Origin of the sequence: Frigoribacterium sp. VKM Ac-2530 (genome assembly GCF_015350835.1) — a bacterium.
GTDB lineage: Bacteria > Actinomycetota > Actinomycetes > Actinomycetales > Microbacteriaceae > Frigoribacterium.
On the sequence record NZ_JADKSE010000001.1, the window covers coordinates 335428 to 358149 of the forward strand.

General features: G+C 70.8%; 19 protein-coding genes. All 19 read right to left on the bottom strand.

Features of this window, described 5'->3' with window-relative positions; genetic code table 11:
• Positions 1 to 98 precede the first annotated feature (98 nt).
• A complete protein-coding gene (gene tpiA / locus ITJ48_RS01555; protein ID WP_192169053.1) occupies positions 99 to 887 on the bottom strand; it encodes a triose-phosphate isomerase in 789 nt (262 codons plus the stop codon).
• Positions 881 to 2092, bottom strand: a complete 1212-nt coding sequence (gene pgk / locus ITJ48_RS01560; protein ID WP_194612144.1) for a phosphoglycerate kinase — start codon at positions 2090 to 2092, stop codon at positions 881 to 883. Before pgk ends, tpiA begins: the two co-directional genes overlap by 7 nt.
• Before the next feature lie 94 nt (positions 2093 to 2186).
• Entirely contained in the window at positions 2187 to 3191 is a 1005-nt protein-coding gene (gap, locus tag ITJ48_RS01565; RefSeq protein WP_123545822.1) for a type I glyceraldehyde-3-phosphate dehydrogenase, read from the bottom strand.
• A gap of 161 nt (positions 3192 to 3352) precedes the next feature.
• Positions 3353 to 4333, bottom strand: coding sequence for a DNA-binding protein WhiA (gene whiA, locus ITJ48_RS01570; RefSeq protein ID WP_194612145.1), 981 nt, complete (start codon positions 4331 to 4333; stop codon positions 3353 to 3355).
• 85 nt (positions 4334 to 4418) lie between these two features.
• Positions 4419 to 5300 carry an RNase adapter RapZ gene (gene rapZ / locus ITJ48_RS01575; protein ID WP_123545826.1) on the bottom strand — a complete coding sequence of 294 codons (882 nt, stop codon included), beginning with the start codon at positions 5298 to 5300 and terminating at the stop codon, positions 4419 to 4421.
• A gap of 52 nt (positions 5301 to 5352) precedes the next feature.
• Positions 5353 to 7347 (bottom strand): excinuclease ABC subunit UvrC, encoded by a 1995-nt coding sequence (gene uvrC / locus ITJ48_RS01580; RefSeq protein WP_194612146.1) that lies wholly within the window; start codon positions 7345 to 7347, stop codon positions 5353 to 5355.
• A complete protein-coding gene (gene uvrA, locus ITJ48_RS01585; RefSeq protein WP_194612147.1) occupies positions 7344 to 10313 on the bottom strand; it encodes an excinuclease ABC subunit UvrA in 2970 nt (989 codons plus the stop codon). The genes uvrC and uvrA overlap by 4 nt, the downstream gene beginning before the upstream one ends.
• Before the next feature lie 78 nt (positions 10314 to 10391).
• Positions 10392 to 11294, bottom strand: a complete 903-nt coding sequence (locus ITJ48_RS01590; RefSeq protein WP_194612148.1) for an SDR family NAD(P)-dependent oxidoreductase — start codon at positions 11292 to 11294, stop codon at positions 10392 to 10394.
• The gene (gene uvrB, locus ITJ48_RS01595) at positions 11284 to 13350 is read right to left on the bottom strand and encodes an excinuclease ABC subunit UvrB (RefSeq protein WP_123545834.1); all 2067 of its coding nucleotides are present in this window, start codon (positions 13348 to 13350) and stop codon (positions 11284 to 11286) included. The genes ITJ48_RS01590 and uvrB overlap by 11 nt, the downstream gene beginning before the upstream one ends.
• Before the next feature lie 10 nt (positions 13351 to 13360).
• Positions 13361 to 14011 carry a dephospho-CoA kinase gene (gene coaE, locus ITJ48_RS01600; protein ID WP_194612149.1) on the bottom strand — a complete coding sequence of 217 codons (651 nt, stop codon included), beginning with the start codon at positions 14009 to 14011 and terminating at the stop codon, positions 13361 to 13363.
• A gap of 110 nt (positions 14012 to 14121) precedes the next feature.
• Positions 14122 to 15567, bottom strand: coding sequence for a 30S ribosomal protein S1 (rpsA, locus tag ITJ48_RS01605; RefSeq protein WP_123545838.1), 1446 nt, complete (start codon positions 15565 to 15567; stop codon positions 14122 to 14124).
• A gap of 147 nt (positions 15568 to 15714) precedes the next feature.
• Positions 15715 to 17403: a DUF885 domain-containing protein gene (locus tag ITJ48_RS01610; protein WP_194612150.1), complete on the bottom strand. Its 1689-nt coding sequence runs from the start codon at positions 17401 to 17403 to the stop codon at positions 15715 to 15717.
• 78 nt (positions 17404 to 17481) lie between these two features.
• Positions 17482 to 17751: an HPr family phosphocarrier protein gene (locus tag ITJ48_RS01615; RefSeq protein WP_194612151.1), complete on the bottom strand. Its 270-nt coding sequence runs from the start codon at positions 17749 to 17751 to the stop codon at positions 17482 to 17484.
• Positions 17752 to 17808: 57 nt separating this feature from the next.
• Positions 17809 to 18894 (bottom strand): zinc-dependent dehydrogenase, encoded by a 1086-nt coding sequence (locus ITJ48_RS01620; RefSeq protein WP_194612152.1) that lies wholly within the window; start codon positions 18892 to 18894, stop codon positions 17809 to 17811.
• Positions 18895 to 18913: 19 nt separating this feature from the next.
• Positions 18914 to 19378, bottom strand: coding sequence for a PTS sugar transporter subunit IIA (locus ITJ48_RS01625; protein WP_123545845.1), 465 nt, complete (start codon positions 19376 to 19378; stop codon positions 18914 to 18916).
• Between the two features lie 2 nt (positions 19379 to 19380).
• Positions 19381 to 19689 (bottom strand): PTS lactose transporter subunit IIB, encoded by a 309-nt coding sequence (locus tag ITJ48_RS15985; protein WP_146900799.1) that lies wholly within the window; start codon positions 19687 to 19689, stop codon positions 19381 to 19383.
• A 57-nt stretch (positions 19690 to 19746) separates the two neighbouring features.
• Entirely contained in the window at positions 19747 to 20913 is a 1167-nt protein-coding gene (locus tag ITJ48_RS01630) for a PTS mannitol transporter subunit IICB (RefSeq protein WP_228506183.1), read from the bottom strand.
• Positions 20914 to 20935: 22 nt separating this feature from the next.
• Complete coding sequence (gene pfkB, locus ITJ48_RS01635) at positions 20936 to 21958, bottom strand: 1-phosphofructokinase (RefSeq protein WP_194612153.1); 1023 nt, start codon at positions 21956 to 21958, stop codon at positions 20936 to 20938.
• Positions 21955 to 22716, bottom strand: coding sequence for a DeoR/GlpR family DNA-binding transcription regulator (locus ITJ48_RS01640; RefSeq protein WP_123545849.1), 762 nt, complete (start codon positions 22714 to 22716; stop codon positions 21955 to 21957). Before ITJ48_RS01640 ends, pfkB begins: the two co-directional genes overlap by 4 nt.
• Positions 22717 to 22722 lie beyond the last annotated feature (6 nt).

A 22722-nucleotide genomic window follows, 5' to 3' on the forward strand; every position in this document is an offset into this window, starting at 1 on the left:
CCTTTCGATGCGGTGAGACCGTTGACGAGTATAACTGCCGCACGCGGCGACGGGTCCCTCACCCGCGGGCGGGAGAGGGACCCGTCTGTCGATCGGCGTCAGACGCCGACGTGGGACTCGAAGCGCACGATGCGGGCGAACTCGTCCACGTCGAGGCTCGCACCGCCGACGAGTGCGCCGTCGACGTTAGGCTCGCGTAGGAACGAGGCGATGTTCGTCGACTTCACCGATCCGCCGTAGAGGATCCGGGTCGCCGCGGCACGGTCGGCCCCGACGAGCTCGACCAGTGCCTGACGGAGCGCGGCACAGACCTGCTCGGCCTGGTCGGCGGTGGCCGCCTTGCCCGAGCCGATCGCCCAGACGGGCTCGTAGGCGACCACGATCTCGGCCGTGTCAGGGACCTCGGCCAGGGAGGCGCGGAGCTGGGCGACCGGGACGGCGCTCGGCCCGTGCGTCTCGAGGTCGTCCGCGGTCTCGCCGACGCAGATCACGGGGACGAGCCCGTTGCGGTGCGCGGCCGCGACCTTCGTCGCGACGACGGTGTCGTCCTCGGCGTGCAGGGTGCGGCGCTCGGAGTGGCCCACGAGGACGTAGTGCACGTCCAGCTTCGCCAGGGAGGCGCCGGAGACCTCGCCGGTGTAGGCGCCGCTGTCGTGCGCCGACAGGTCCTGTGCGCCGAGGACGAGCGAGAGGCCGTCGGCGTCGAGCAGGGTCTGCACGCTGCGCAGGTCGGTGAAGGGCGGGAAGACGGCTGCCTCGACGGAGGCGTGGTCGTGCTTCGCGTCCTTCAGGCTCCAGGCCAGCTTCTGCACGAAGGCGATGGCCTGCAGGTGGTCGAGGTTCATCTTCCAGTTGCCGGCGATGAGGGGCGTGCGTGTGGTCACCATCCGAGGACCTCCAGTCCGGGGAGTCGTTTGCCCTCGAGGAACTCGAGGCTGGCTCCACCACCGGTGGAGATGTGGCCGAATTGGTCGTCGTCGAAGCCGAGGGCACGGACGGCCGCGGCCGAGTCCCCTCCCCCGACGACGCCCAGGCCGTCGACGCGCGTGAGCGCCTCGGCGACCGTCTTCGTGCCGTGGGCGAAGGCGTCGAACTCGAACACGCCCATGGGCCCGTTCCAGAACACGGTCTTCGAGGCGGCGACGATCTCCGCGAAGCGGGTCGCCGTGTCCGGTCCGATGTCGAGGCCGATCGCCCCGTCCCCGAGCTCGGAGGTCTCGATGCCGTCCGCGGGCACGACCGCGTGCTCGGCGTCGGCCGAGAAGGCCGAGGCGACGACGACGTCGGTGGGCAGGACGATCTGCACGCCGCGCTCGTCGGCGTCGGCGAGGTAGCCCCTCACCCGGTCGAGCTGGTCCTTCTCGAGCAGGCTGCCGCCGACGGCGTGGCCCTGTGCGGCGAGGAACGTGAACAGCATCCCGCCGCCGACCAGGAGCGAGTCGACGCGGGGCAGCAGGTGCTCGATGACGCCGAGCTTGTCCGACACCTTCGAGCCGCCGAGCACGACCGTGTAGGGGCGCTCGGGCGTCTCGGTGAGCTTCTCCAGGACCGAGAGCTCGGTCTCGATGAGCGAGCCGGCCGCGCTCGGGAGGATCTGCGGCAGCTCGTAGACGCTGGCCTGCTCGCGGTGCACGACGCCGAAGCCGTCCGAGACGAACAGGTCGCCGTGCGCCGCGAGCTGCTCGGCGAAGGCGCGACGCTCGTCGGCGTCCTTGCTCGTCTCCGCGGGACTGAAGCGGAGGTTCTCGAGGACGACCACCTGGCCGTCGGCCAGGCCGGCCACCGCCTCCTCGGCCTCGCTGCCGACGGTGGAGGGCACGAACGTGACGTCGGCGTCGAGCAGCTCGCCGAGGCGGGCCGCCACGGGGCGCAGGCTGAACTCGTCGACGGGCTGGCCGTCGGGACGGCCGAGGTGCGAGATCACGACGACGCGGGCGCCGTCGGCGACGAGCGCCTGCAGGGTGCCGACGGAGGCACGGACGCGACCGTCGTCGGTGATGGCGCCGTCCTTCAGCGGGACGTTCAGGTCGCAGCGGACGATCACGCGCTTTCCCGACGTCGAGCCGAGCGACTCGAGGGTTCGGAGGGTCATGGAACTCGATTCTGTGGAGGGGGTCGGTGGGGAGACGAGGAGGCGGCCAGGCCGAGGGCCTGACCGCCTCCCGGGTCGATCGTGGTGCGGACGCCTACAGGCGGTCGGCGACGTACTTCGTCAGGTCGACGAGACGGTTGGAGTAGCCCCACTCGTTGTCGTACCAGGACGTGATCTTGACCATGTTGCCGATGACCTTCGTGAGGCCCGAGTCGTAGATCGACGAGTGCGGGTCGGTCGTGATGTCGGACGAGACCAGCGGGTCCTCCGAGTAGAGGAGGATGCCCTTGAGGTCGCCCTCGGCCGCGGCCTTGTAGGCTGCGTTGATCTGCTCGACCGTGACGGGGGTGCTGGTCTGCAGCGTGACGTCGGTGATCGAGCCGGTCGGCACCGGGACGCGGAGCGCGTAGCCGTCGAGCTTGCCCGACAGCTCGGGGATGACGAGGCCGATGGCCTTGGCCGCACCGGTCGAGGTGGGGACGATGTTGATGGCGGCGGCGCGGGCACGACGCGGGTCCTTGTGGGGGCCGTCCTGCAGGTTCTGGTCGGCCGTGTAGGCGTGCACCGTCGTCATGAGGCCGCGCTCGACTCCGAAGTTGTCGAGGAAGACCTTCATCAGGGGCGCGAGGCTGTTCGTGGTGCACGACGCGTTCGAGATGATGTGGTGGTTGGCGGGGTCGTAGATGCCCTCGTTGACGCCGAGGACGATCGTCGCGTCGTCGCCGGTGGCGGGCGCCGAGATGAGGACCTTCTTCGCGCCGGCGTCGATGTGCTTCTGCGCGTCCTCCGCCTTCGTGAAGAAGCCGGTGGACTCGACGACGATGTCGACGCCCAGCTCGCCCCAGGGCAGGTTGGCGGGGTCGCGCTCGGCCAGGACCTTGATCGGCTTGCCGTCGACGACGATCGAGTCGCCGTCGAGCTCGACCGTGGCGTCGAGACGGCCCGTGATGGAGTCGAACTTGAGCAGGTGCGCGAGGGCGGCGTTGTCGGTCAGGTCGTTGACGGCGACGATCTCGATGTCGGTGCCCTTGGCGAGCGCCGCGCGGAAGTAGTTGCGGCCGATGCGACCGAAGCCGTTGATGCCGATCTTGACGGTCAAGGGAACTCCTGTTGATCAGGCGTCGCGGGGACGCGTGGAGGGGGCGGGCGACCAGGCCCGTGGCTCACGATCCGGCCGGGGCGACCGGGCTTCGCGTCCGTCTACGACAGTACCAGTCGACCGCCTCCGTGACTCCGGGAGCGCCGCCCGCGTCGGAGGCGTCAGTCGAGGTCGAGGTCGGACGGCAGGCTGGCCTCGGTGCCGGGCAGGCCGAGGTCCGACGCCTTCTTGTCGGCCATGGCCAGGAGTCGGCGGATCCGCCCGGCGACGGCGTCCTTCGTCATGGGCGGGTCGGCGTGGTGGCCGAGCTCGTCGAGGCTCGCGTCGCGGTGCGCCAGGCGGAGGTCGCCGGCGTACTTGAGGTGGTCGGGGATGTCCTCGCCGAGCAGCTCCATGGCGCGCTCGACCCGGGCGCAGGCGGCGACCGCGGCCTGCGCGCTGCGTCGCAGGTTCGCGTCGTCGAAGTTCACGAGCCGGTTTGCCGTCGCCCGGACCTCGCGGCGCTGGCGCATCTCCTCCCACTCGCTGACGCTCTTGAGGGCGCCCATGACCGTGAGCATCGCGCTGATCGCCTCGCCCTCACGGACCAGCACCCGGTGGACGCCGCGGACCTCACGGGCCTTGGCGGCGATGCCGAGCCGTCCGGCCGCGCCGACGAGCGCCATGGCCGACTCGTTGCCGGGGCAGACGACCTCGAGCGAGGCGGACCGGCCGGGGTCGGTCAACGAGCCCTGGGCCAGGAAGGCACCCCGCCAGATCGCCGCCAGGTCGTCGCGCGACCCGGTCGTGAGCCGGTTCGGCAAGCCGCGGACCGGACGGCGGCGGGCGTCCATCAGACCCGTCTGGCGAGCCAGGGTCTCGCCGGCCTCGTGGACGCGCACGAGGTACTGGGTGGTGCGTCGCGTCCCCGACGCGGACACGACGGACACGTCGCTGCGCGCACCGTAGAGCTCCGCGAGGTCCTTGCGGACACGGCGGGCGATCACCGGGCTGTCGAGCTCTGCCTCGACGGCGATGCGGCCCGAGATGACGTGCAGCCCGCCGGCGAACCGCAGGATGGTCGCGACCTCGGCGGCCCGGACCGTCGTCCTGCTCACCTCGACGCGGGCGAGTTCTTCTTTGACGTCGGCGGTCTGTGCCACTGGTCGTTCCTCTTTCATCAGTCGTTGTCGGGCGTGCGGGGCACGGCCCCGCGCAGCCGGAGGGCGCGCCCGTGCGACCGCCGGGTCACTCCCGGCCCAGGTCGCGGTGCTTCACGGCGACGGCCACCCCGGGGAGCCCGCGCAGATGCGCCGCCAGCTCGCCGACCAGGGTGACGGATCGGTGCTTCCCGCCCGTGCAGCCGATGGCGATCGTAGCGTGTCTCTTGTTCTCGCGCTGGTAGCCGGCGAGCACGGGCTCGCAGGCGGCGCCGAAGGCCCGGACGAAGTCGCGGGCCCCGCTCTGGGCCATCACGTAGCTCGTCACGGGCTCGTCCAGTCCGGTCTGCGAGCGGAGCTCGGGGACCCAGAACGGGTTCGGCAGGAACCGGGCGTCGCCCACCATGTCGGCGTCCGCGGGCAGCCCGTACTTGAAGCCGAAGCTCAGCACCGTGACCTGCACCCCGGCGCGCTCGGACTCGGCGAACTTCTCGGTGATGGTGGTCGCGAGCTGGTGGATGTTGAGCTCGGAGGTGTCGATGATGACGTCGCTCGTCTCGCGCAGCTCCTCCATCCGGGAGCGCTCGGCGACGATGCCGTCGAGCAGCGTGCCGTCCCCCTGGAGCGGGTGCGGTCGACGGACCTGCTCGAACCGGCGCACGAGGGCGGCGTCGGTGGCGTCGAGGAACAGGACGCGGACCTTGCTCGGCATGCTCTCGCGGAGCGTGCGCACCGCCTCCTGCGCCTCGGAGAAGAGGCGACCGCCTCGGACGTCGACCACCGCGGCGATCTTCGGCAACGAGTCGCCGGCGCGCTCGGCGAGGTCGAGGAGGGGCCGCAGCATCTGGGCGGGCAGGTTGTCGACCACGTACCAGCCCAGGTCCTCGAGGGCGTTGCCGACCGTCGACCGACCGGCACCGGACATCCCGGTGACGATCATGACCTCTTGCTGCTCGTGTGCGTCGCTCATGGTGGCGGGGCCTTCGCTGGTGGCGGGTCGGTGCGGGACGGGCGGATCGAGTCTAGGCGGGAGCGCGGGCAGCGTCGGCCTCGCTCGTGGTCGCGACCGGCGCCTCGGCGTCGGCCGAGGCGTCGAGGTCGCCTGACGCGTCAGTGTCGGCCGCCGCGTCCGTGTCGGGCTCGACGTCTCCGACCTCCGCGGACCCGAGCTGACCGACGACGGCCGCGGCGAGCGTCGGGCCGATGCCCCGGATCGACGAGATCTCGTCCGGCGTGGCCTGCTTGAGTCGCTTCACCGAGCCGAAGTGCTTGAGCAGGCGGGCCACCCGCGACGGGCCCAGTCCCGGGATCTCGGCCAGCTGGGTCGTGATGTCCCGCTTGCGTCGTTGCCTCTGGTGCGTGATCGCGAACCGGTGGGCCTCGTCGCGGATGCGCTGGATCAGGAAGAGCGCGTCGGAGTTGCGTGGCAGGATGACAGGGAAGTCGTCGTCGGGCAGCCAGATCTCCTCGAGCCGCTTCGCGATGCCGCAGAGCGCGATGTCGGTCACGCCCGCGTCGTCGAGGGCCCGCCGGGCGGCGGCCACCTGGGGCTGGCCCCCGTCGACGATCAGCAGGTTCGGCCGGTAGGCGAAGCGCTTGCGCTCCTCGCCGACCTCGGCCACCGGGGCGAGCTCGTCGTCGAGGCGGGAGAGGCGCCGGCTGAGCGTCTGGTAGATCGACTCGGTGTCGTCGGTCGACTGCGGGATGTTGAAGCGCCGGTACTGGTCCTTGCGGGGCAGGCCGTCCTCGAAGACGACCATCGAGGCGACGATGTTGGTGCCGGACAGGTGCGAGACGTCGTAGCACTCCATCCGGAGGGGCGCCTCCGTCATGCCCAGCGCCTCCTGGATGTCGGCCAGGGCGGTCGACCGGGTCGCGAAGTCGGCGCTGCGACGGGTCTTGTAGAGCATCAGCGACTGCTGGGCGTTGAGCGTGGCCGTCTGCATGAGCGCGGCCTTCTCGCCGCGCTGCGCGGTGCGGACCTGCACCTTGCCCCTCCCCCGGACCTCGCTGAGGACGGCCTCGAGGGCGTCGTTGTCGTCGGGGACCGTCGTCACGACGATCTCGCGCGGCACCTCGGAGCCGGCGGTGTACCGGCCCTGCAGGATCTGCTCGACGAGCTCGCCCGAGGTGATGTCGATCTCCTTGTCGACGACCCAGCCGCGGGAGCCGCGGATGCGGCCGCCGCGGACCGTGAAGAGCTGCACGGCGGCCGCCAGCTCGTCCTCGACGAGGGCGTAGAGGTCGAGGTCGACGGAGTCGCGGAGCACGACGGCGGACTTGTCGAGGACCGCCTCGAGGGCCTGCACCTGGTCGCGGTAGCGCGCCGCGTCCTCGTAGCGCTGCTCGAGCGCTGCCGTCTTCATGGCCTTCTGCTTGTCGGCGATGACCTTCTTGTCGTAGCTGCCCATGAACTTGACGAACTCGTCGACGATCGCACGGTGCTCGTCGATCGAGACCTTGTGCGAGCAGGGCCCTCCGCAGCGACCGATCTGGCCCGGGAAGCACGGCTTGCCGGTCTCCATCGCCTTCTTGTAGCTGCTGTCGGAGCAGGTGCGGATCGGGAAGACCTTGATCATCTGGTCGATGGTGTCGTGCACGGCCCAGATCTTCGGGTACGGCCCGAAGTACTTCGCGCCCTTGATGCGCGGGTTGCGCGTGACCATGACCCGGGGGGCCTCGTCGCCGAGGGTCACCGCCATGAAGGGGTAGGTCTTGTCGTCGCGGAACTTGACGTTGAAGGGCGGGTCGAACTCCTTGATCCACGTGTACTCGAGCTGCAGCGCCTCGATGTCGCTGCCGACGACGGTCCACTCGACGCTGCGAGCCGTGAGGACCATCCGCCGCGTGCGCTCGTGCAGGGTCGGCAGCGGGGCGAAGTAGTTGCTCAGCCGGGCACGCAGGTTCTTCGCCTTGCCGACGTAGAGGACGCGGCCGCGCTCGTCGCGCCAGCGGTAGACCCCGGGGTCGGTCGGGATCTCACGCGCCGGCGGACGCCACGAGACGGTGTTGCTCATCGAGCCTCGACTGCCTCCCGACGTCGGCTGCCCGTCGTCGTCGCGGCCTTCTTCTTCTTGGCCGCGGCCGGGCCGGGCGCCGCGTGGCCCGATTCGAGGATCTCCGCGAGGAAGACGCCGGTGTGGCTCTCGGGCACGGTGGCGAGGTGCTCGGGCGTGCCCGTCGCGAGGACCGTGCCTCCCCCGGCGCCGCCCTCGGGGCCCATGTCGATCAGCCAGTCGGCCGACTTGATGACGTCGAGGTTGTGCTCGATGGTGATGACGGTGTTGCCCTTCTCGACGAGGCCGTCGAGCACGAGCAGCAGCTTGCGGACGTCCTCGAAGTGCAGGCCCGTCGTGGGCTCGTCGAGCACGTAGATGCTGCGCCCGTTGGAGCGCTTCTGCAGCTCGGTCGCGAGCTTGACCCGCTGGGCCTCGCCGCCGCTCAGCGTCGTTGCGCTCTGGCCGAGCCGGACGTAGCCGAGGCCGACGTCCACCAGCGTCTTCATGAAGCGCGAGATCGCCGAGATGGGCTCGAAGAAGACGGCCGCCTCGCTGATCGGCATGTCGAGCACCTCGGAGATGTTCTTGCCCTTGTACTGGACCGCGAGGGTGTCGCGGTTGTACCGCGCGCCCCCGCAGACCTCGCAGGCGACGTAGACGTCGGGCAGGAAGTTCATCTCGATCTTGATCGTGCCGTCGCCTGCGCAGTTCTCGCAGCGACCGCCCTTGACGTTGAAGCTGAAGCGGCCCGGCAGGTAGCCGCGGGCCTTCGCGTCGACGGTCTCGGCGAACAGGTTGCGGATCCGGTCGAAGACGCCGGTGTACGTGGCGGGGTTCGAGCGGGGCGTCCGACCGATCGGCGCCTGGTCGACGTGCACGACCTTGTCGAGGTGCTCGAGACCGGTGACGCGCAGGTGCCGTCCGGGGATCTGGCGAGCACCGTTCAGCTTGTTGGCCATCACCTTGTAGAGGATGTCGTTGACGAGGGACGACTTGCCCGAGCCGCTGACCCCGGTCACCGCGACGAAGACGCCGAGCGGGAAGTCGACGGTGACGTCGCGCAGGTTGTTCGCCTTCGCACCGACGACGGAGACCACACGGTCGCGGTCGACCGGGCGACGCGTCGTCGGCGTGGCGATCGATCGACGGCCGGCGAGGTAGTCGCCGGTGTAGGACTCGGTGTTCGCCAGCAGGTCCTCGTAGCTGCCCGAGTGGACCACCTTGCCGCCGTTGACGCCGGCGCCCGGTCCGATGTCGACCACCCAGTCGGCGGTCTTGATCGTGTCCTCGTCGTGCTCGACGACGATGAGCGTGTTGCCGAGGTCGCGGAGCTTGACCAGGGTGTCGATCAGGCGGCGGTTGTCGCGCTGGTGCAGGCCGATGCTCGGCTCGTCGAGCACGTACAGCACGCCCGTGAGACCGGAGCCGATCTGGGTCGCGAGCCGGATGCGCTGGGCCTCGCCGCCGGAGAGCGAGCCCGCGGCGCGGCTGAGGGACAGGTAGGTGAGCCCCACCTCGAGCAGGAACTCGAGGCGGACGCGGATCTCGCGGAGCACCTGCGCGGCGATCCGCGCCTCACGCGACGTCAGCGTGAGCCCGTTCATGAACGCGAACGCGTCCGTGAGGCTGAGCTCGGCGACGTCGGCGATGCTCTGCTCGGCGACCGTGACCGCGAGCACCTCGGGCTTCAGCCGCTTGCCGCCGCAGACGGAGCACGGGATCTCGCGGAGGTACTCGGAGTAGCGCTGGCGCTGCGTGTCGGTCTCGGCCTCGGCGTACTTGCGCTCGATGTAGGGCATCACGCCCTCGAACCCGGTCGAGTACTTCATCTCGCGGCCGAAGCGGTTCTTCCACTTCACCGTGACCTCGAAGTCGTTGCCCTGCAGGACGGCCTGCTGGATGCGGGCCGGCAGTTCGCGCCAGGGGGTCTTCAGGCTGAAGCCGAGGTCGGCGGCCAGGCCCTCGAGCAGCTTCTGGAAGTAGTTGTAGAGGCCCTTGCCGGAGTTCGTCCACGGCAGGATGACGCCCTCGGCCAAGCTGAGGTCGGGGTCGCCTAGCACGAGGTCGGTGTCGACCGACATGCGCGTCCCGAGGCCGGAGCACTCGGGGCAGGCGCCGAACGGGGCGTTGAACGAGAAGGTGCGGGGCTCGACCTCGGTGAGCTGCACGGGGTGGCCGTTCGGGCACGAGAGCTTCTCGGAGAACGTGCGGTACTTGCCCGCCGCGCCGGCGTCCGTGTCGACGAAGTCGACGGTGACGAGGCCGTCGGTGAGGCGCAGGGCGGTCTCGAGAGAGTCGGTCAGGCGCGTGAGGCCCTCGTCGGAGGCGACGAGACGGTCGACGACGACCGAGATGTCGTGCTTGACCTGCTTCTTCAGCTTCGGAGGCGAGCTGAGCTGGACCTGCTCGCCGTCGACGATCGCACGGGAGTATCCGCTCGACGCGAGCTCGGCGAAGAGGTCGACGAACTCGCCCTTCTTCTGGGACACGACGGGGCTGAGCACCTGGAAGCGCGTGCCGGTCTCGAGCGTCATCAGCTGGTCGGCGATCTGCTGCACGGTCTGGCGGCTGATCACCTCGCCGCACACGGCGCAGTGCGCGATCCCGATGCGGGCCCAGAGCAGGCGCATGTAGTCGTAGATCTCGGTGATCGTGCCGACCGTCGAGCGCGGGTTGCGGTTCGTCGACTTCTGGTCGATCGAGACGGCCGGGCTGAGGCCCTCGATGAAGTCGACGTCGGGGCGGTCGACCTGCCCGAGGAACTGCCGCGCGTAGGCGGAGAGCGACTCGACGTAGCGGCGTTGGCCCTCGGCGAAGATCGTGTCGAACGCGAGGGACGACTTGCCCGACCCGGAGAGGCCGGTGAAGACGACCATCGAGTCGCGCGGGATCTCGAGGTCGACGTTGTCGAGGTTGTGGACTCGGGCACCCCGCACGCTGAGCACGGAGGAACCTTCTACGGGTGAGATTGACACTCTTACCATTCTACGGAAGCCCCTGACATCGAGGTCGGCCGACGGGGAGATCGGCCGGTTGACGGCACCAGGAGGAGCGTCCGCGCGCTAGAGGACGGGGTCTGTGTGGGTGAGCTCGGCGGAGACGGCCCAGAGCCGTTCCGCGGAGGCGCGGTCTCGCGCGTGCTTCTTCGTCGGGACGACGGCAGGCGGGCCGGTCAGCTGGAACCACCCGGAGGGCCCCCAGTATTCCCCGCCCCGCACCCCGGGGTCGACCGTCGCGTGGACGAGCGGCTCGGCCCCTGCCTCCTTGCCCTGCGAGAACGCGTGCATGGCCGAGGTCACGACGGCGGGCGGCCGACGAGGCTCGACGACGGGCGGCCGTGGGTCGCTCAGCGACTCCCACGACAGCCCCGGGTGGGCGATCACGCTCGACACCGACGAGCCGGCGGCCCGGAGGCGTCGGTCGAGCTCGAGGCCGAACGTCATGACCGCGAGCTTCGACCGTGCGTAGGCGACCGCGCCCGAGTAGCTCGAGACCATCATGGGGTCGTCGAGGTCGAGGCGGACGAAGCGGTGACTGATGCTGCCGAGGTGCACGACGCGGCCCCGAGGCGACTCGGCCAGGGCTGGCAGCAGGTGGGACACGAGCGCGAAGTGACCGAGGTGGTTCGTGCCGAACTGGAGCTCGAAACCGTCGGCCGTCGTCTGACGTCGGCGCGACCCGACGACCCCCGCGTTCGCGAGCAGGGCGTCCACTCCCCCGGCGGCCGTGAGCGCGTCCGCGCCGGACCGCACCGAGGACAGGTCGGCGAGGTCGAGGTCGACGGTCGAGACGTCGGCGCCGGGGACGCGGTCGCGCACGGTGTCGGCCGCACGGACGGCCCGCTCCGGGCTCCGGGCCGCCAGCACGACCTGGTGGCCGAGGGCCGCGAGCCGCTCGGCCGCGAAGTAGCCCAGCCCTGCGGTCGCCCCGGTGACGACGACGCGGAGACGACGATCAGCGGGCATGGCCGGCTGCCTCCATCTGCCGCAGGTCGCGCTTGAGGTCGGCGACTTCGTCGCGGAGGCGCCCGGCGAGCTCGAACTTCAGCTCGGCGGCGGCCTGGAGCATCTGGTCGTTGAGGTCGGCGATGATCGACTCGAGGCCGTTCGCCGCGTTCGCCGCCTTGCCCTCTCGGCGGAGGTTGGGGGTCGGGGCGCGCTTGCCGCCCTGTCGGCCGGCCAGCAGCTCGGCCGTGTCCGCGCCCTCACGGGCGAGGACCTCGGTGATGTCGGCGATCTTCTTGCGGAGCGGCTGCGGGTCGATGCCGCGCTCGAGGTTGTACGCGACCTGCTTCTCGCGTCGTCGGTCCGTCTCTTCGAGGGCGTTGCGCATCGAGTCGGTCATGACGTCGGCGTACATGTGCACCTCGCCGGAGACGTTGCGCGCCGCGCGTCCGATGGTCTGGATGAGCGACGTCGACGACCGCAGGAAGCCCTCCTTGTCGGCGTCGAGGATGGCCACCAGCGACACCTCGGGCAGGTCGAGGCCCTCGCGGAGCAGGTTGATGCCGACGAGGACGTCGTAGACGCCCTGGCGCAGCTCGGTCAGCAGCTCGACCCGTCGCAGGGTGTCGACGTCGGAGTGCAGGTACCGGACCCGGACGCCGGCCTCGGTGAGGAAGTCGGTCAGCTCTTCGGCCATCTTCTTCGTGAGCGTCGTGACGAGCACGCGCTCGTCCTTCTCGACGCGGACCCGGATCTCGTCGAGCAGGTCGTCGATCTGGCCCTCGGACGGCTTGACGACGATCTGGGGGTCGACGAGGCCGGTGGGGCGGATGATCTGCTCGACCACGCTGTCGGTGATGCCGAGCTCGTACTTGCCCGGGGTCGCCGACAGGTAGACCTTCTGCCCCACCCTGCCGAGGAACTCCTCGAACTTGAGCGGGCGGTTGTCGAGCGCGCTCGGCAGCCGGAAGCCGTGGTCGACGAGCGTGCGCTTGCGCGAGGCGTCGCCCTCGTACATCGCGCCGATCTGCGGCACCGTCACGTGGGACTCGTCGATGACGACGAGGAAGTCGTCGGCGAAGTAGTCGAGGAGGCAGTGCGGGGCCTCGCCGGGGCCGCGGCCGTCGATGTGCGCCGAGTAGTTCTCGATGCCGTTGCAGAAGCCGATCTGCTCCATCATCTCGAGGTCGAAGGTCGTGCGCATGCGCAGGCGCTGCGACTCGAGCAGCTTGCCCTGCTTGTCGAGCTCGTCGAGGCGGGTGGCGAGTTCTTCTTTGATCGTGCCGATGGCGCGGTGCATCACGTCGGTGCCGGCGACGTAGTGCGAGCCGGGGAACACCGACACCGCGTCCATGGTGCGGACGACATCGCCCGTGAGGGGGTGCAGGGCGTAGAGCGCCTCGATCTCGTCGCCGAACATCTCGATGCGGATGGCCAGCTCTTCGTACATCGGGATGATCTCGATGGTGTCGCCGCGGACCCGGAAGTTCCCGCGGGAGAAGTCGATGTCGTTGCGCTGGTACTGCATCGAGACGAAGCGCCGGATCAGCGTCTCGCGGTCGATCTTCATGCCGACCTGCAGGGCGATCATCGCCTGCATGTAGCCCTCGGGCGTGCCGAGGCCGTAGATGCAGGACACCGTCGAGACGACGATGACGTCGCGACGGCTGAGCAGCGAGTTGGTCGTGGAGTGCCGGAGCCGCTCGACCTCGGCGTTGATCGAGCTGTCCTTCTCGATGAAGGTGTCGGTCTGCGGGACGTACGCCTCGGGCTGGTAGTAGTCGTAGTACGAGACGAAGTACTCGACGGCGTTGTGCGGGAACATCTCGCGGAACTCGTTGGCCAGCTGGGCCGCGAGGGTCTTGTTGTGGGCCAGGACGAGGGTGGGGCGCTGCACCTGCTCGACGAGCCAGGCCGTCGTCGCGGACTTTCCCGTGCCGGTCGCGCCGAGGAGCACGACGTCGGTCTCGCCCGCGTTGATGCGCCCCGCGAGCTCGGCGATTGCGGCCGGCTGGTCGCCGCTCGGCTCGTACTCGCTGACTACTTCGAAGGGGCGGACACTGCGGGTCGGTTCCATGTCTCCGAGTCTAGGAGCGACCACTGACACTCGGCCCCGAGGGGCCCGCCGCCTTCGCCGCTGACAGCGAACGGAGCACCTCGGCGACCTCGTCCGCCCTCGCGAGGGTCGCCTCCAGCGAGATCGAGGAGTCGACCACGAGGTCGGCCACGGCGAGGCGGTCCTCGTCGTCGGCCTGGGCGTCGACGCGACGGACCGCCTCCTCGGGGCTCATCCCCCGGAGCTCGACCAGGCGCCTCAAGCGCATCTCGCGAGGAGCGTGGACGACGACCACCACGTCGAACTCGGCGGCCCCGCGCGTCTCGACCAGGAGGGGCACGTCGTACACCACGACCCTCGCGGGGTCGTCGGCCACAGCTTCCTCCATGCGCCGTCGGGAGAGCTCGCGGACGGCCGGGTGGGTGATCGCCTCGAGGTCCCGACGGGCCGCCGGGTCGGAGAAGACCAGGGCGCCGAGCGCCGGCCGGTCGAGCTCGCCCGACGGCGTGAGCACGTGGTCGCCGAAGCGCCGCCGGATCGCCTCGAGGCCCGGCGTGCCCGGAGCGACCACCTCCCGGGCGAGCTGGTCGGCGTCGATGTGGGCCGCACCCCCCTCGGCGAGACGACGGGACACGACGCTCTTGCCGGCGGCGATGCCACCGGTCAGGCCACAGACGAACATGCGTCGAGGCTACCTGCGACCTCTCGACCCGGGAACGCCGAACGGCGGCCCCCTCCAGGAGGGGACCGCCGTCGGACGTGGTCAGGTGCCGAGGCACCGACCGGGGCGTGCTAGTTGCTGCTGGACAGCTTCTCGCGCAGAGCGGCGAGCGACTCGTCGTCGGCGAGGGTGCCGGCACCGGCGGTCTCGCTCGAGAAGGTCGAGCCCGAGGGAGCTTCGAAGGAAGCCTCTTCGGTGAGCGACGCAGCGACCTGCTTCTTGTGCGCCTCCCAGCGAGCCTGGGCGGCAGCGTAGTCCTGCTCCCACTTCTCGCGCTGCGAGTCGAAGCCCTCGCGCCACTCGTTCGTCTCCGGGTCGAAGCCCTCGGGGTACTTGTAGTTGCCCTGGTCGTCGTACTCGGTGAGCATGCCGTAGAGCGCCGGGTCGAACTCGGTGCCCTCGGGGTCCACGCCCTCGTTGGCCTGCTTGAGGCTCAGCGAGATGCGGCGACGGTCGAGGTCGATGTCGATGACCTTGACGAACACCTCGTCGCCGACGGCGACGACCTGCTCGGCCAGCTCGACGTGCTTCGCCGACAGCTCGGAGATGTGCACGAGGCCCTCGATGCCGTCCGCGACGCGGACGAACGCGCCGAAGGGGACGAGCTTCGTGACCTTGCCCGGCGCGACCTGTCCGATCGCGTGGGTGCGGGCGAAGACCTGCCACGGGTCCTCCTGCGTCGCCTTGAGCGAGAGCGACACGCGCTCACGGTCGAGGTCGACCTCGAGGATCTCGACGGTGACTTCCTGACCGACCTCGACGACCTCGCTGGCGTGCTCGATGTGCTTCCAGCTGAGCTCGGAGACGTGCACGAGGCCGTCCACGCCGCCGAGGTCGACGAACGCGCCGAAGTTGACGATCGAGGAGACGATGCCCTTGCGGACCTGGCCCTTGTGCAGGTTGTTGAGGAACGTGGTGCGGCTCTCGGACTGCGTCTGCTCGAGGAGCGCACGGCGCGACAGGACCACGTTGTTGCGGTTCTTGTCGAGCTCGAGGATCTTCGCCTCGATCTCCTGGCCCAGGTAGGGCGTGAGGTCGCGGACACGGCGCAGCTCGATGAGCGACGCGGGCAGGAAGCCACGGAGGCCGATGTCGACGATGAGGCCGCCCTTGACGACCTCGATGACCGTTCCGGTGACGACGCCGTCGGCGTCCTTGATCTTCTCCACGTCGCCCCAGGCACGCTCGTACTGAGCGCGCTTCTTGGACAGGATCAGACGGCCTTCCTTGTCCTCCTTCTGGAGGACGAGGGCCTCGACGGTGTCGCCGACCTCGACGACCTCGGTGGGGTCGACGTCGTGCTTGATCGACAGCTCGCGCGAGGGGATGACGCCCTCGGTCTTGTAGCCGACGTCGAGGAGGACCTCGTCGCGGTCGATCTTGACGACGGTGCCCTCGATGAGGTCGCCGTCGTTGAAGAACTTCAGGGTCTTCTCGACCGCGGCCAGGAAGTCATCAGCGGATCCGATGTCGTTGATGGCGACCTGCTTGGGTGCCTTGGTCGTTACGGTTGTCATGTAGTTAGTGCTCCAGTGAAAGCATGTATCGGGCCGTGGTCGTCCCGAGGGCTTGGCCTTCTCGGGGGTGTCGACCGCGGCGTGCGGACAGATCGGCGCAGATAGCGCTGGTCCATACTACCTGCGCGTCGCCCCGACGGGCAACGATCACGAGAGCAGCGCGCGCCGCAGCGTGTCGAGCCCGACGCCGCCGAGCTGGAGCGCCTCGCGGTGGAACGCCCGGAGGTCGAAGTCGGCTCCCTCGCGACGAGCCCGCTCGGCACGCAGGTCCTCCCAGATGCGCTGTCCGACCTTGTACGAGGGGGCCTGGCCCGGCCAGCCGAGGTAGCGGTCGACCTCGAAGCGCACGAACTCGTCGTCCATGTTGACGTTGGCGCGCATGAACGTCAGGGCGGTCTCGTGGCTCCAGGGCTCGGTCGAGCCGGGGAACGTCTTGCCGAGGTGCACGCCGATGTCCAGCACGACCCTGGCGGCGCGCATCCGCTGGCCGTCGAGCATGCCGAGGCGGTCGCCCGGGTCGGAGAGCCAGCCGAGCTCGTCCATCAGCCTCTCCGCGTAGAGGGCCCAGCCCTCGGCGTGCCCCGACGTGCCGGCGAGCTGACGGCGCCAGGTGTTCAGCTGCGCGCTGTCGTACACCGCCTGGCCGAGCTGGAGGTGGTGCCCCGGCACGCCCTCGTGGAACACGGTCGTCGTCTCGCGCCAGGTGCCGAAGCGCGTGACGCCCTCGGGCACGGACCACCACATGCGGCCTGGGCGGGAGAAGTCGTCGCTGGGGCTCGTGTAGTAGATGCCGCCGTCCTTCGTCGGGGCGATGCGGCACTCCAGGCGACGGACGGGGTCCGGCACGTCGAAGTGCGTGCCGGCCAGCTCGGCCACGGCGCGGTCGCTGAGCTGCTGCATCCACTGCTGGAGCGCCTCCGTGCCCTCGAGCTGCCGGGCAGGGTCGGCGTCGAGGACGGCGATCGCGCGGGCCACGTCCGCGCCCGGCTCGATCTCGCGGGCCACCGCCTCCTGCTCGCTGGTCATCCGCGCGAGCTCGTCGAGGCCCCACTCGTACGTCTCGTCGAGGTCGACGGTCGCCCCGAGGAACCGCCGCGAGTGCAGGGCGTAGGCGTCGCGGCCGACGCCGTCCTCGACGGCGGCCGCGGGCAGCAGCTCGTCGAGCAGGAACCGGCGGGCGGCGAGGTAGCCCTCCCCCGCCGAGGAGGCGCCCCTCGCGAGGTCGGAGGCGAGCGCCGACGACGGGGCGGTGCCGTCGCCCAGTCGCGCGGACGAGGCGAGCTCGGCGAAGAAGCCGTCCGGCGAGCCGATCCGGGCGCACTGCTCGGCCACCGCCTCCACCTGGCGCCGCGCCGGGACCACGCCCTCGGCGATGCCCTGACGGAACGTCTCGACCAGCTGCTCGAGTGCCCGGTCGACCCGGCCGAGTCGCGACGCCACGTCGGCCCAGTCGCCCTCCGTCTCGGTGGGCATGAGGTCGTAGACGTCGCGGATCGCCTGGATCGGCGACGCGAGGACGCTGAGGTCGCGCAGCTGCAGGCGTTGTTCGGCGTACTCGAGGTCGAGGCGGAGCTCGGCCCCGAGGTCGTCCTGGGTGACGCGGTCGACGTCGTCGACCGGCGACGCGGCCTCGAGCTCGGTGAGCACTCGCCGGACGGCCTCGACCTGGCGTTCGTGCCCGGCGGGCGAGTAGTCGCCGTACTCGCCCGTGCGCCCCTCGCGCCCGATCCACGTCGCGGTGGTGGGGTCGAGGTCGACGAGCTGGTCGACCCAGCGCTCGGCGATGCCGTCGATCGGGGTCTGAGGGCGGACGGGAGGCGTCGTGGACTCGGTCATGGTCCGAGGCTAGCGACACGACGACGGGGCGCCGCCTCGACCTGGGTCGAAGCGACGCCCCGCGGGGACGGACGGGTGCTACTCGGCGTCGAGGTCCGTCTCGAGCAGCGTGGCCAGCTCGTCGAGGGCGGTCTCGGCGTTGTCGCCGTCGGTGGCGAGGACGACCTCGTCGCCGTGGCCGATGCCGAGCGAGAGGACGCCGAGGATGCTGGCGGCGTTGACGGTCTTGCCCGCGGGCGAGGTCAGCGTGACCTTGGCGCCGCTCTTGCCGGCGGCCTGGCTGAACAGCGAGGCGGGGCGGGCGTGCAGGCCGACGCTCGAGGCGATGGTGACGGTGCGTTCTGGCATTTCTTCTCCTTGGTCGAGACCGGTCTGGTCGGGGTGCGGGCCGGGGCCCGGGACGTGTCAGTCGTGGGTGGTCGGTCGGTCGTCGCGGCGGGGCTCGATCGTGACCTTGATGGCCTCGCCGCTGGCGATGGCCTCGAGGGCCTCGTGCAGGCGGTCGAGGGGGAAACGGTGGGTGATCAGGTCGCCCACCACGACCTCGCCCGAGGCGATGAGCCTGAGCGCCTCGCGGTTGTGCGCCGGGCTCGACCCGTTCACGCCCACGATCGTAAGTTCACGGTAGTGCACGAGGTTCGAGTCGATGGCGATGACCGAGTCGTCGCGCGCGAGGCCGCCGAACAGGCTGAGGCGTCCGCCGGGGGCGAGGAGGGCCAGCGCCTGCTCCTGGGCAGGTCGTGAGGCCGCGGCCGTGATCACGACGTCGACCCCCAGACCGCCGGAGGCGGCGCGCACCTGGTCGAGGACGACCTGCCGTCCGTCCGCTCCCGCCTCCACCGCGAGGGCGAGGTCCGGGCGGACGAGGGCGGCGGCCCGCGCGAGGCGGTCCGCGTTCGCGTCGACGAGGATCACCTGACGTGCTCCCCGGGCGCGGGCGAGCCGGACGTGCATGCAGCCGATCGGCCCCGAGCCGATGACCAGGACTCGGTCCCCCGCGCCGACCCGCGCGAGCTCCTGGCCGTTGAGGACGCAGGCGAGGGGCTCGACGAGCGACGCCTCCTCGGACGAGACGTGGTCGGGGACGCGGTTGACGCCGTCGACGGCCAGGACGGCCGCAGGGACGACCATGAACTCGGCGAAGCCGCCGGCGTACTGGTAGCCGATGCTCGTCTGGCGGGGGCAGACGCTCTGCCGGCCGGCTCGACAGACGTCGCAGGTGCCGCACGGCACGGCCGCGATCACCTGGACACGGTCGCCGACGGCCCAGCCGTCGACGTCGTCGCCGACCTCGACGACGGTGCCGGCGACCTCGTGGCCCATCACCTGCGGGCCGGTCATGTGGGGGTGGCCCGACCGCAGGATCTTGAGGTCGGTGCCGCAGGCGGAGCAGTTGTCGACGCGGAGGAGGAGCTCACCGCGAGAGACCCCGGGCGTCGCCACGTCGTCGAGACGCACGTCGCCCGGGGCCCACCACTTCGCTGCTCTCACGAGGAGACCGAGCCGCCCGTCACTCGTCGTCGTCGGTCGACGCGAGCAGCTCGTAGACCTCCGACGTCGTCGTGGCGCCGCGCAGCGCGGCGGCGGAGTCGGGGTCCATCAGGATGCTGGCGAGCTGGCTGAGGATGGCGATGTGGCCGTTCCCCGCCGCGGCGATGCCGACGGCCACCGAGACCTCGTTGCCGTCCCAGTCGACCGGGGTCGGGAAGCGGAGGACGACGAGCGCGTCCTTCTTCACCGAGTCCTTGCCGGCGAGGGTGCCGTGAGGGATGGCGACGCCCTCGCCGACGTAGGTCGACACCGAGTTCTCGCGCTCGAACATGGCGTCGACGTAGGTCTCGTCGATCGCGCCGGCCTCGATGAGCGCCTGGCCTGCGGCACGGATGGCCTCGTCCCGGCTCGACGCCTTCTCGTCGAGGCGGATCGACGACTCCGCGAGGAGCGACGTCAGCTCGGGTGCCTGCTGGTCCGCCATCGTCAGACCTCGACCGTCGTGCCGTCCTGGATGGCCTTGACCACCTTGGCGACCGAGGGGTCGCCCATGAACAGCTGGAAGGGGACGACGGGGATGTTCGGCACGACGCCGCGCGCACGCTCGGCGAGGTTGTTCTGCGTCACGACGACGTCGGCGTCGGCCGGGATGTCGGCGACGGGCGAGTGCTCGACGGTGACGCCGCTCTTCTTGAGCTGCTTCTTGAGGGTCGAGGCCAGCATGACGCTGCTGCCCATGCCCGCGTCGCACGCGACGATGAGCTTCTTGATGGAGGAACCGTCGAGGGTTGCCATGTCAGTCTCCTTGTTCTTCGGGGTGGGGGGCCGGCCGGGGCCGGCCCCCCGAGTCAATCAGTTGGACGCTGAGGGCGCGGCCGTGCCCTTGCTGGTCGCCTTGTTGGCGGCCGTGGCGGCCTGGGCGTCGGCGAGGGCCTGTGCCTGTGCGGCGTCGTCCTCGGCGGCGGCCTCGCGCTTCTCCTTGCGGCCGAAGCCCATGAGGAACGAGCAGACCACGAACGAGACGGCGGCGGACAGCAGGATGCCGACGAGGATCAGCGGGAAGTCGCCGGGGGCGGCGACGAGCGCGTAGGCGATGATGCTGCCGGGCGAGGGGCTGGCGACCAGGCCGACGCCCGTGAGGAGGAAGAAGCCGACTCCGGTCGCACCGCCGAGCACGGCGCCGATGAGGAGGATCGGCTTCATCAGCACGTACGGGAAGTAGATCTCGTGGATGCCGCCGAAGAACTGCACGATGATCGCGGCCGGTGCCGACGGACGGATGGCGCGGGGTCCGAAGAAGAGGAACGCGAGCAGGATGCCGAGGCCGGGGCCGGGGTTCGACTCGAGCATGAACAGGATGGACTTGCCGGTGTCGGCCGCCTGGTCGATGCCGAGGGGGGTGAGCACGCCCTGGTTGATGGCGTTGTTCAGGAACAGGATCTTCGCCGGCTCGATGACGATCGAGGCCAGGGGCAGCAGGCCGCGCTCCACCAGGAAGTCGACCGCGTTGCCGAGCACCGAGGTGAGGCCGGACGTCAGCGGCGCGATGCCGAAGTAGGCGCCGATCGCCATGGCGCCGCCGAAGATGCCGAGCGAGAAGTTGTTGACGAGCATCTCGAAGCCGGACTTGATGCGGCCGTCGAGCACGCGGTCGAACTGCTTGAGCAGCAGGGCGGCCAGCGGGCCGACGATCATCGCGCCGAGGAACTGCGGCTTGTCGGTCGCCACGATGACGCCCATCACGGCGATCGAGGCGATGACGGCGCCGCGCTGCCCGTGGACCATGCGGCCACCGGTGTACGCGATCAGGATCGGGAGCAGGTACAGGATGATCGGGTCGACGAGCGACGCGACGGTCTCGTTGGGCGTCCAGCCCGTGGGGATGAAGAGGGCCGTGATGAGGCCCCAGGCGATGAACGCGCCGATGTTCGGCATGACCATGCCGGCGAGGAAGCCGCCGAAGCGCTGGACGCGCGCGCGGACTCCCGTTCCGGTGACCGTGGGGGTGAATTCGGACATGAGGGGCGGTACTCCTTCGTACTCAGTGGTGAGTCTCGGTGAGGGTGGTGGGCAGGGACGTGGTGCGTCGGGTGGGGATCGAGGAGGCGGCGGCCGCGTCCCCGACGAGCGGGCTCGTCAGGTCGGGCTGCGCCAGGAGCGACGCCTCGGAGGCGTCGAGGTCGGACGGGGCCGGGACGGTGGTGCCGGGCAGCCTCGTGGCGGCGGCACCCCAGGTCAGGGCGGCGAGGAGGGCGTCGCGGGGGGCGCCTCCTGCGGTCTCGCTCGCGAGGTAGCCCGCGAGGAAGCTGTCGCCGGCGCCGACCGTGCTGCGCGGGACGTCGACGTGCGACGTGCCGACGACGACCCCGTCGGGGCCGACGAGGACGGCGCCCTCCGCGCCGAGGCTGACGAGCACGGTGCCGACGCCGGAGGCGCGGACGGCCTCGGCGGCCGCCACGACGTCGCCGAGCGTGTCGAGCGACCGGCCCGCGAGCTCGGCGAGCTCGGCGAGGTTCGGCTTGAGCAGGTCGGGCCGGGCCTCGACCGCCGCGGACAGGGCGTCGCCGCTCGTGTCGACGGCGAGCTTCGCGCCGGTCCGACGGACGTCGTCCACGAAGCGGGCGAACGTCGCCGTGCTGATCTCGGGCGGCAGGCTGCCGGACACGACGATCCAGGTGGCGTCCTCCGCCGTCGCCCGCACCACCGCCGTGATGGCGGTGAGGTCGTCGTGGCTCAGGGCGAGACCGGGCTCGTTCAGCTTGGTCACCGTGCCGCCGGGCTCGGCGACCGTCAGGTTCGACCGGGTGCGGCCCGAGACGGGGACGTACCGCGCGCTCACGCCGGCCGCGTCGAGCAGGGCGCTCAGCTCGGCGCCCTCGCGGCCGCCGACCGGGAGCACGGCCACGCTGTGCACGCCGTGGGCGGTCAGGGCGCGGGCGACGTTGACCCCCTTGCCGGCGGGCTCGAGGAGCGGCGCGCCGGTGCGGACGACGTCGCCGCGGTCGAGGCGGCCGACCTCGACGGTGCGGTCGAGGCTCGGGTTGAGCGTGACGGTGACGATCACACGATCACCACCCGGGGGCCGGAGCGCTCGACGTCGTCGGCGAGGTCGGCGTCGACGCCCGTGTCGGTGATGACCGTGTCGACCTCGGAGAGCGGAGCCACGCGGGCGAAGTCCTCGCGCCCGAACTTCGAGTGGTCGGTGAGGATGACCGTGCGCCGGGAGGCTGCCATCAGGGCCTTCTTCACCCGCGCCTCGGCGAGGTCGGGCGTGGTGAGGCCCCGCTCGGCCGAGAGGCCGTTCGTGCCCATGAAGGCCACGTCGGCGAACACCTCGGCGATCTGCGTCCGGGTCCACTCCCCCACCGCGGCGAGGGTGCGGCCGCGGACGACCCCGCCGAGGAGGTGCAGGGTCACGTTGGGCCGGGCGACGAGCACGTTCGCGACGGGCAGCGAGTGCGTCACGACGGTGAGCTCGCGGTCCGTCGGCAGCAGCTCGGCGAACCGGACGGTCGTCGTGCCGGCGTCGACGATGATCGACCCGCCGTCGGGCAGCTCGTCGAGGGCTGCACGGGCGATGCGCTCCTTCTCGCCGGCGGCCGAGCCCTCACGGTCGGCGACGTGCGGCTCGATGCCGAGGCGCTCGACGGCGATCGCGCCGCCGTGCACGCGGCGCAGGACCCCGCGCCGCTCGAGCGCGGTCAGGTCGCGGCGCACGGTCTCCGGCGTCACGGACAGCTCGCGGGCCAGGCCGGCGACCTCGACGCGGCCGCGCGTGCGCGCCGAGTCCAGGATCTGCTGGTGGCGCTCGGGAGCGTACATGCGCGG

Excerpts from the sequence above, each read along its gene's own strand:
- ITJ48_RS15985 (WP_146900799.1), bottom strand. The coding sequence starts at position 19,689 with ATGGCAACCCTCGACGGTTCCTCCATCAAGAAGCTCATCGTCGCGTGC.
- ITJ48_RS01610 (WP_194612150.1), bottom strand. The coding sequence starts at position 17,403 with ATGACCGAGTCCACGACGCCTCCCGTCCGCCCTCAGACCCCGATCGAC.
- uvrC (WP_194612146.1), bottom strand. The coding sequence starts at position 7,347 with ATGAGCAACACCGTCTCGTGGCGTCCGCCGGCGCGTGAGATCCCGACC.
- pgk (WP_194612144.1), bottom strand. The coding sequence starts at position 2,092 with ATGACCCTCCGAACCCTCGAGTCGCTCGGCTCGACGTCGGGAAAGCGC.
- ITJ48_RS01590 (WP_194612148.1), bottom strand. The coding sequence starts at position 11,294 with ATGCCCGCTGATCGTCGTCTCCGCGTCGTCGTCACCGGGGCGACCGCA.
- uvrB (WP_123545834.1), bottom strand. The coding sequence starts at position 13,350 with ATGGAACCGACCCGCAGTGTCCGCCCCTTCGAAGTAGTCAGCGAGTAC.
- ITJ48_RS01630 (WP_228506183.1), bottom strand. The coding sequence starts at position 20,913 with ATGTCCGAATTCACCCCCACGGTCACCGGAACGGGAGTCCGCGCGCGC.
- tpiA (WP_192169053.1), bottom strand. The coding sequence starts at position 887 with ATGGTGACCACACGCACGCCCCTCATCGCCGGCAACTGGAAGATGAAC.
- rpsA (WP_123545838.1), bottom strand. The coding sequence starts at position 15,567 with ATGACAACCGTAACGACCAAGGCACCCAAGCAGGTCGCCATCAACGAC.
- coaE (WP_194612149.1), bottom strand. The coding sequence starts at position 14,011 with ATGTTCGTCTGTGGCCTGACCGGTGGCATCGCCGCCGGCAAGAGCGTC.
- ITJ48_RS01615 (WP_194612151.1), bottom strand. The coding sequence starts at position 17,751 with ATGCCAGAACGCACCGTCACCATCGCCTCGAGCGTCGGCCTGCACGCC.
- uvrA (WP_194612147.1), bottom strand. The coding sequence starts at position 10,313 with ATGGTAAGAGTGTCAATCTCACCCGTAGAAGGTTCCTCCGTGCTCAGC.
- ITJ48_RS01640 (WP_123545849.1), bottom strand. The coding sequence starts at position 22,716 with ATGTACGCTCCCGAGCGCCACCAGCAGATCCTGGACTCGGCGCGCACG.
- ITJ48_RS01625 (WP_123545845.1), bottom strand. The coding sequence starts at position 19,378 with ATGGCGGACCAGCAGGCACCCGAGCTGACGTCGCTCCTCGCGGAGTCG.
- rapZ (WP_123545826.1), bottom strand. The coding sequence starts at position 5,300 with ATGAGCGACGCACACGAGCAGCAAGAGGTCATGATCGTCACCGGGATG.